At 72.6% G+C, this 6,092-nt stretch carries 9 protein-coding genes; 7 read left to right on the forward strand and 2 right to left on the reverse strand.

The window, feature by feature from the left end:
• Positions 1 to 44 precede the first annotated feature (44 nt).
• Positions 45 to 698 (reverse strand): hypothetical protein, encoded by a 654-nt coding sequence (locus IE209_RS21170; protein ID WP_189688889.1) that lies wholly within the window; start codon positions 696 to 698, stop codon positions 45 to 47.
• 114 nt (positions 699 to 812) lie between these two features.
• Between IE209_RS21170 and IE209_RS21175 the strand changes: the two genes are divergently transcribed.
• On the forward strand, positions 813 to 1,193 hold the full coding sequence (locus IE209_RS21175) for a BON domain-containing protein (RefSeq protein WP_189688890.1): 381 nt from the start codon (positions 813 to 815) through the stop codon (positions 1,191 to 1,193).
• Positions 1,194 to 1,196: 3 nt separating this feature from the next.
• Here IE209_RS21175 and IE209_RS21180 read toward each other — a convergent pair whose 3' ends face one another.
• Entirely contained in the window at positions 1,197 to 1,757 is a 561-nt protein-coding gene (locus IE209_RS21180; RefSeq protein WP_189688891.1) for a DUF4410 domain-containing protein, read from the reverse strand.
• Positions 1,758 to 1,909: 152 nt separating this feature from the next.
• On the opposite strand from IE209_RS21180, the gene IE209_RS21185 reads away from it, so the two are divergent.
• The 6 genes from IE209_RS21185 to IE209_RS21205 are packed head-to-tail and all read left to right on the forward strand — an operon-like array spanning position 1,910 to position 6,038.
• Positions 1,910 to 2,185 (forward strand): phosphopantetheine-binding protein, encoded by a 276-nt coding sequence (locus IE209_RS21185; protein WP_145548091.1) that lies wholly within the window; start codon positions 1,910 to 1,912, stop codon positions 2,183 to 2,185.
• Positions 2,186 to 2,233: 48 nt separating this feature from the next.
• Positions 2,234 to 2,878: a COG4648 family protein gene (locus IE209_RS21190; RefSeq protein WP_189688892.1), complete on the forward strand. Its 645-nt coding sequence runs from the start codon at positions 2,234 to 2,236 to the stop codon at positions 2,876 to 2,878.
• Positions 2,875 to 4,224, forward strand: coding sequence for an AMP-binding protein (locus tag IE209_RS21195; RefSeq protein WP_229882974.1), 1,350 nt, complete (start codon positions 2,875 to 2,877; stop codon positions 4,222 to 4,224). The genes IE209_RS21190 and IE209_RS21195 overlap by 4 nt, the downstream gene beginning before the upstream one ends.
• Positions 4,224 to 4,538: an ApeI family dehydratase gene (locus tag IE209_RS33955; RefSeq protein WP_229882978.1), complete on the forward strand. Its 315-nt coding sequence runs from the start codon at positions 4,224 to 4,226 to the stop codon at positions 4,536 to 4,538. Before IE209_RS21195 ends, IE209_RS33955 begins: the two co-directional genes overlap by 1 nt.
• A complete protein-coding gene (locus IE209_RS21200; protein ID WP_229882975.1) occupies positions 4,535 to 5,482 on the forward strand; it encodes a lysophospholipid acyltransferase family protein in 948 nt (315 codons plus the stop codon). The genes IE209_RS33955 and IE209_RS21200 overlap by 4 nt, the downstream gene beginning before the upstream one ends.
• Positions 5,457 to 6,038 carry a LolA-related protein gene (locus IE209_RS21205; protein ID WP_189688893.1) on the forward strand — a complete coding sequence of 194 codons (582 nt, stop codon included), beginning with the start codon at positions 5,457 to 5,459 and terminating at the stop codon, positions 6,036 to 6,038. Before IE209_RS21200 ends, IE209_RS21205 begins: the two co-directional genes overlap by 26 nt.
• The last annotated feature ends 54 nt before the right edge of the window (positions 6,039 to 6,092 follow it).

The following is a 6,092-nucleotide window of genomic DNA, read 5'->3' on the forward strand; positions in this document are numbered from 1 at the left end:
GCCGGCCCCTGTGCGCCCGGCTGCGGTCCTACAGCGGACGGCCCCTACGACCCCAGGCCCCCCAGGCGCCGGCGCGCCCGCGCCAGCAGGCCCATGGGCGGCGCGGGCGCGGCACGGGGCTTCCTGGGTCCGGTCGGCGAGATGTCGATGCAGCCGTCCGCCGCCAGCCGGGCGTGCAGCGCGTCGCCGCGCCGCAGGGCCTCGAAGCGCCGCGCCGGCACCACGTCGGCCTGCACATGCTGGCGCAGCGCGCCGGACTTGAGCAGCCTGCGCAAGGCCTGGTCCAGCGCCTCGCGCTCCGGTGCCAGATCGGCGTAGACCAGCAAGAGCTGCAAGGCACCGGTTTCGGTGTCCTCGCCGAGCAGGAAGGCGCGCTGCACCGAGGCCCGGAACTTGGACTGCAGCATCGCGCGCAGCGGCTCGGCCGCGGCGAAGGACTTGAGCGCGATGCGGCGCAGCTCAGGGTAGAACACGAAGCCCTGGTCGATGCCGACCGTCTCGGGCTGGCCCTCGCAGGGCTCGCCGCGCCGCAGCACGCCGTGGGCGAGCAGATGGCCGACGGTCTCCTCGACCTGCGGCAGCGCGAGCTTGCACAGTTTGGCCAGGTCGGCGGCCGAGAACTGCCTGGCAGGGTCGGCCAGCGTGAGCTGCAGGATCTGTTGAACGGCGGGAGAAAGAAGGAAGTCGGCAGCACCCATCGCGCCATTGTTCCCCATGCACGTCGCGGGTCGGACCGCATGCGGCGCCGTCCGACCGACGCTGCGGCCGGACCGTGCTATCAATGCGGTCCCCGAGCCACCGGAGTCCACTGCATGAAGTTCGCATGTTCCGTCCTCGTCTGCGCCGCCCTGGCCTGCGCCCCGGCCTTCGCCGACGAGCCTTCCGAGACCACCCTGTCGGCCGCCGCACGCGCCAAGACCAGCGCCAGCTGCCGCGCCGGCGACAGCGGGTTCTTCCGCGATCAGGGCCTGGGCATGAAGCTGGCCAGCAAGCTCAAGTTCCGCAAGAAGCTGCTGTCCGAGCAGATCGACGCGCGCGTGAGCAATGGCGTCGCGACGCTGTCCGGCGGTGTGTCCAGCCAGCAGGTCATCGTGCTGGCCCTGAACATCGCGGCGGACGTCGAGGGCGTGCAGTGCATCAACAACTTCCTGCGCGTGGGCCCGCCCACGCCTGCGCCCGAGCCGCTGCGCTGAGGCTCAGCCGCCGTCGATGTCCTTGAGCATGGCCGCGCTGATGCTGGCCAGCTGCTTGTCGGTCATGGCCGAAAAAATGCCCTGCCATGCACTGCTCGAGGTGCTGTAGCTGCGTTGGCCCACGGCCGTGCGGCCCGGGCCCACGTAGAAGGATGCGTCGGCGTTGACGTAGGCATTGCCGGTCATCACGCCCAGGCCGTAGCGCGCACCGGTGCTGAGGTAGCGGTAGTCCTTGACCTGCACCACCACCAGCGTGCTGCCGGCCGGCGCGCTCTGCGGCTCGTTCTCCAGGTACTGGAACTGTTTGCCCGCCGCGCGCGCGGCCTCGGCCATGGCGTCGCGCCAGGCCCCGCGCAGCGCCTGCCAGTCCGAAGACCTGGCCACTTCGGGATGGGCCGCGCGCACCACCAGCGCCACGCTGGCCTGCGCGCGCGCCGGGACCTGCAAGGCGGTGCCGCCGGCCGCACCGGGGCGCTCGACGTTGGCGGCGCAACCGGCCAGAACCGCGCACAAGGCCAGTGCCGGCAGCCGGAACCATGGGGAGGAAGGACGTGCAGTGTTCATGGCCGGCACTGTAGCGATCTGCCCGAAGCAGGCATGTCGGACGGCGCCGGCACTGCAGGGCGCGGCGCAGCCGGCCGCTATACTTCGCGCCCGTCGCAGGGCCGCCGCAGGGCCGGCGCCAGGCCCCATGCCGCCAACCGACCCCTGACCCCATGAACCCGACCCAGACCGATCTGCAACGCGAAGTGGCGGCCCTCCTCGTCGAGGCCCTGAACCTGGAAGTCGCACCGGAATCCATCGATCCGGCCGCCCCGCTCTATGGCGAAGGCCTGGGCCTGGACTCCATCGACATCCTCGAAGTGGCCCTCGTGGTGTCGCAGCGCTACGGCTTTCAGCTGCGCTCGGACGACGAAGACAACGTGCGCATCTTCGGCTCGCTGGCCAGCCTGGCCGAGCACATCGCGGCGCACCGCACCGAGGCCGGCTAGCCACGCGCGGTGGACCTGCGCCGCCGCCCTGCCCTGCCCCCGATCCCCATGCCCGTCCGCATCCTCGCCGTGCTGGCCCTGGCCCTGAGCTACACCGCGGCCTCGCACTGGCTCATGACCGCAGCGCCGGCCTCGCCCTGGAACGCCGTGGGCGTGCTGGCGCCCATGCTGCTGGCCGTCGCCTGCGGCGCCTGGCGCGGCGGCCAGCGCCCGCTGGCGCTGCTGGCCGCACTCTCGCTGGCCGCGTTGTGCGGCCAGGCCAGCCTGCGCACGCCGCTGTCGGACCGCCTGCTCTACCTGGCCCAGCACGTGGGCATCAACCTCTTCCTGGCGGTGGGCTTCGGCGGCACGCTGCGCGCCGGCCACGAGGCGCTGATCACCCAGCTGGCGCGCCGCGTGCACCGCAACTTCACGCCGGCCATGGCGGCGTACACGCGCCGGCTCACGGGCATCTGGACGCTGTACTTCGTCGCCACGGCGCTGCTGTCGCTGGGCCTGTACGCCTTCGCCCCGTTCGAAGCCTGGGCCGTGTTCGCCAACGTGCTGACGCCGCTGGCCGTGGCCGTCCTGTTCGGCGGCGAATATTGGCTGCGCTACCGCCTGCACCCCGAGTTCGAACGCGCCAGCCTGGCCGACGCGATCCGCAGCTACATGCACAGCGGCAAGCCGGCACAGCACGACACCGTCCAATGAGCACGCTCGTCACCGGCACCGACCTGGACGCGCCGCTGGCCTGGCGTGCCGGCCAGCCGATCGCGCGCCGGCGCTACCTTGCCGACGTGCAGGCCCTGGCCGCGCAGCTGCCCGCCGAAGGCGCGATGCTGAACCTCTCGGGCGACCGCTACCGCTTCGCCGTCGGCCTGGGTGCGGCCATGTTGCGCGGCCAGGCCAACCTGATGCCGCCCAACCACCAGAGCGCGACGGTGGCGCGGCTGCGCGCGCTGTTCCCGCAGGCCTATGCGCTGGTCGATGCGCCCGGCCACGAGGTCGATCTGCCGCAGGTGGTCGCCACCGGTGCCGGCGACGCCCGGGCCCAGGCTGCGCCGGCGCTGCCGCGCGAACAACTCGTCGCCCATGTGCTGACCTCGGGCTCCACGGGCCAGCCCGTGCCGCATGCCAAGCACTGGGGCCCGCTCGTGGACTGCACCGTGGAAGGCGCGCAGCGCCTGGCCGAGCACCTGGGCCGGCCCGAGCTGCAAGGCCTGAACCTCGTGGCCACCGTGCCGCCGCAGCACATGTACGGCTTCGAGTCCACGGTGCTGATCGCGCTGCTGGGCGGCGCGGCCTTCGACGCCGAGCGGCCCTTCTACCCGGCCGACATCGCCGCCGCCCTGGCCCGCCTGCCGCGCCCGCGCATGCTGGTCACCACGCCGTTCCACCTGCGCATGCTGCTGGAGGCCGGCATCGCCTTGCCGACGGTGGACATCGTGCTGAGCGCCACGGCCCCGCTGTCGCCGCAGCTGGCCGCACGCGCCGAAGCCATGCTGCGCGGCCAGCTGGTGGAGATCTACGGCTGCACCGAGGCCGGCCAGGTCGCCACGCGGCGTACCACGGACGGGCCCGAATGGCGCACCTACGACGGCTTGCGGCTGTCCGGCGACGGCGAGCGCACCCAGGTGCAAGGCGGCCATGTGGTGCAGGCGACACCGCTGGCCGACATCCTCGAGGTGCTGGAGCCCACGCGCTTTCGCCTGCTGGGCCGCTCCAACGACCTCATCAACATCGCCGGCAAGCGCAACTCGCTCGCGCACCTGAACTTCCACCTCAACAGCGTGCCCGGCGTGGTCGACGGCGCCTTCTGGCTGCCGGCCGACGAGCTCGACGGCGCTGTGACCCGACTGGTGGCCTTCGTCGTCGCGCCCGGCCTCACGCCGGCCGCGTTGCAGCAGGCCGTGCTGGCCCACCTGCGCCCGCGCGTGGACGCGGTCTTCCTGCCGCGCCGCACCGTGGCCGTGCCCGCCCTGCCGCGCGAACCCTCCACCGGCAAGCTGCCCGCGATCGCCTTCGGCGAGTGGGCCAGGCGCCAGCTCGCGCCGTGATGCAGCTGCTGGCGCTGCGGATTCCCGTCGACCACCCGGCCTTCGCCGGCCACTTCCCAGGCCAGCCGCTGCTGCCCGGCGTGGCGCTGCTGGCCGAGGTGCTGGAGGCCGTGCTGGCCGACGGCGCGCTCGCCCAGCGCCTGGGTCCTGCGCCGCGCCTGGCCAACGTCAAGTTCCTGGCGCCCGTGCGGCCTGGCGCCGAGCTGGCGGTCGAACTGGACGCCAGCGGCCGCGGCCTGCGCTTCGCGGTGCGCGACCGCGGCCACGGCGACCGGCTGGCGGCCAGCGGGCAGTTCGAAGGGGCGACGCCGTGAGCAGCCCGGCGCCTCCGGCGGACTGGGCCCGCCAGCGCGAACGCAGCAATCTCTGGGTGCTGCGGCTCATGCGCATGATCGCCGTGCACGCAGGCCGGCCGGTGGCCCGGCTGGTGCTGCATCCGATCGCGCTGTACTTCCTGCTCGCCAACGGCCGTGCGCGCCGTGCTTCGCGCCAGTACCTCACCCAGGTGCTGCAACGCCCGGCTGGTTGGCGCGACAGCTACCGCCACATCCACGCCTTCGCCGCGACCGTGCTCGACCGCGTCTACCTGCTGCAGGGCCGGCTGGCGCAGTTCGAATTCGACACGCGCAACGTGCCGGACGTCGAGGCCGTGCTGGCCGAGGGCAAGGGCGTGGTGCTGATGGGCGCGCACCTGGGCAGCTTCGAGGCCTTGCGCGCCGCGGCCCAGGGCGTGGGCACGCGTGCGGCCATGCTCATGTACGAGGACAACGCGCGCCTCATCAACGCCACGCTGCAGGCCATCGCGCCGCAGGCCCAGCTGCACACCATCGCGCTGGGCCGGCCCGGCGCCATGCTGGCGCTGCGGCGCTGGCTGGACGAAGGCGGCATGGCCGGCCTGCTGGCCGACCGCACGCTGCCGGGCGCCGCATCGGGCCGCTCGCGCACGCGCACACTGCCCTTTCTGGGGCGGCCCGCGCCCTTCTCCGATGGCCCCCTGCGGCTTGCGGCCATGCTGCGCCAGAGGGTGTTCTTCATGGCCGGCCTCTACCATGGCGGCAACCGCTACAGCTTGCGTTTCGAGCCGCTGGTGGACTTTCGCGCCGTGCCGCCGGACCAGCTGGAAGCCGCCATCGCGGCCGCGCTCGAACGCTATGTGGCGCTGCTGCAATCCATGTGCCGCGAGGCGCCGTACAACTGGTTCAACTTCTACGACTTCTGGCAAAGCGATGCCGATGCACCCGCTCCCCCTTCGCCTTGACCGCCGCACACTGCTGGCCACGCTGATCGCGCTGCCGCCCGCGCTGCACGCCCAGGCCTTCGACCTGGCGCAACTCATGCAGCTGCTGGCCAAGGTGCAGTCGGGCGAGGCGAGCTTCACCGAAACCCGCCATTCCAGCCTGCTGGACCGGCCCGTGGAAAGCCGGGGCCGGCTGTCGTTCCAGGCGCCGGACCGTTTTGTGCGCGAAACGCTGGCGCCGCGCAGCGAAAGCATCGCCGTGGTCGGCAACGAACTCACCATGCGCCAGGGCAGCCGCAGCCGCACGCTGCAGCTGGACAGCGTGCCCGAAGCCGCCGTCATCGTCGAGGCCATCCGCGGCACGCTGACCGGCAACCGCGCCGCCATCGAGCGGCACTTCGAGGCCCAGGTCGGCGGCGGCCCGGCCGACTGGCAGCTGCTGCTGGCACCGCGCGCACCCGCGCTGCGCAAGCTCGTGGTGCAGGTGGCGATCCAGGGCCGGCAGTCGGCGCCGCGCCAGATCACGATCTCGATGGCCGACGGCGACTACGCCGTCATGCAGATCACGCCGAAATGACACCACCCCGTTACCGTGAAAGCCGTCCAGCAAGCGGGCGAACTGGAGCCTGCC

Source organism: Pseudorhodoferax aquiterrae (genome assembly GCF_014652235.1).
Classification (GTDB): domain Bacteria; phylum Pseudomonadota; class Gammaproteobacteria; order Burkholderiales; family Burkholderiaceae_C; genus Pseudorhodoferax; species Pseudorhodoferax aquiterrae.

Excerpts from the sequence above, each read along its gene's own strand:
- IE209_RS21190 (WP_189688892.1), top strand. The coding sequence starts at position 2,234 with ATGCCCGTCCGCATCCTCGCCGTGCTGGCCCTGGCCCTGAGCTACACC.
- IE209_RS21180 (WP_189688891.1), bottom strand. The coding sequence starts at position 1,757 with ATGAACACTGCACGTCCTTCCTCCCCATGGTTCCGGCTGCCGGCACTG.
- IE209_RS21195 (WP_229882974.1), top strand. The coding sequence starts at position 2,875 with ATGAGCACGCTCGTCACCGGCACCGACCTGGACGCGCCGCTGGCCTGG.
- IE209_RS21205 (WP_189688893.1), top strand. The coding sequence starts at position 5,457 with ATGCACCCGCTCCCCCTTCGCCTTGACCGCCGCACACTGCTGGCCACG.
- IE209_RS21175 (WP_189688890.1), top strand. The coding sequence starts at position 813 with ATGAAGTTCGCATGTTCCGTCCTCGTCTGCGCCGCCCTGGCCTGCGCC.
- IE209_RS21185 (WP_145548091.1), top strand. The coding sequence starts at position 1,910 with ATGAACCCGACCCAGACCGATCTGCAACGCGAAGTGGCGGCCCTCCTC.
- IE209_RS21170 (WP_189688889.1), bottom strand. The coding sequence starts at position 698 with ATGGGTGCTGCCGACTTCCTTCTTTCTCCCGCCGTTCAACAGATCCTG.
- IE209_RS33955 (WP_229882978.1), top strand. The coding sequence starts at position 4,224 with ATGCAGCTGCTGGCGCTGCGGATTCCCGTCGACCACCCGGCCTTCGCC.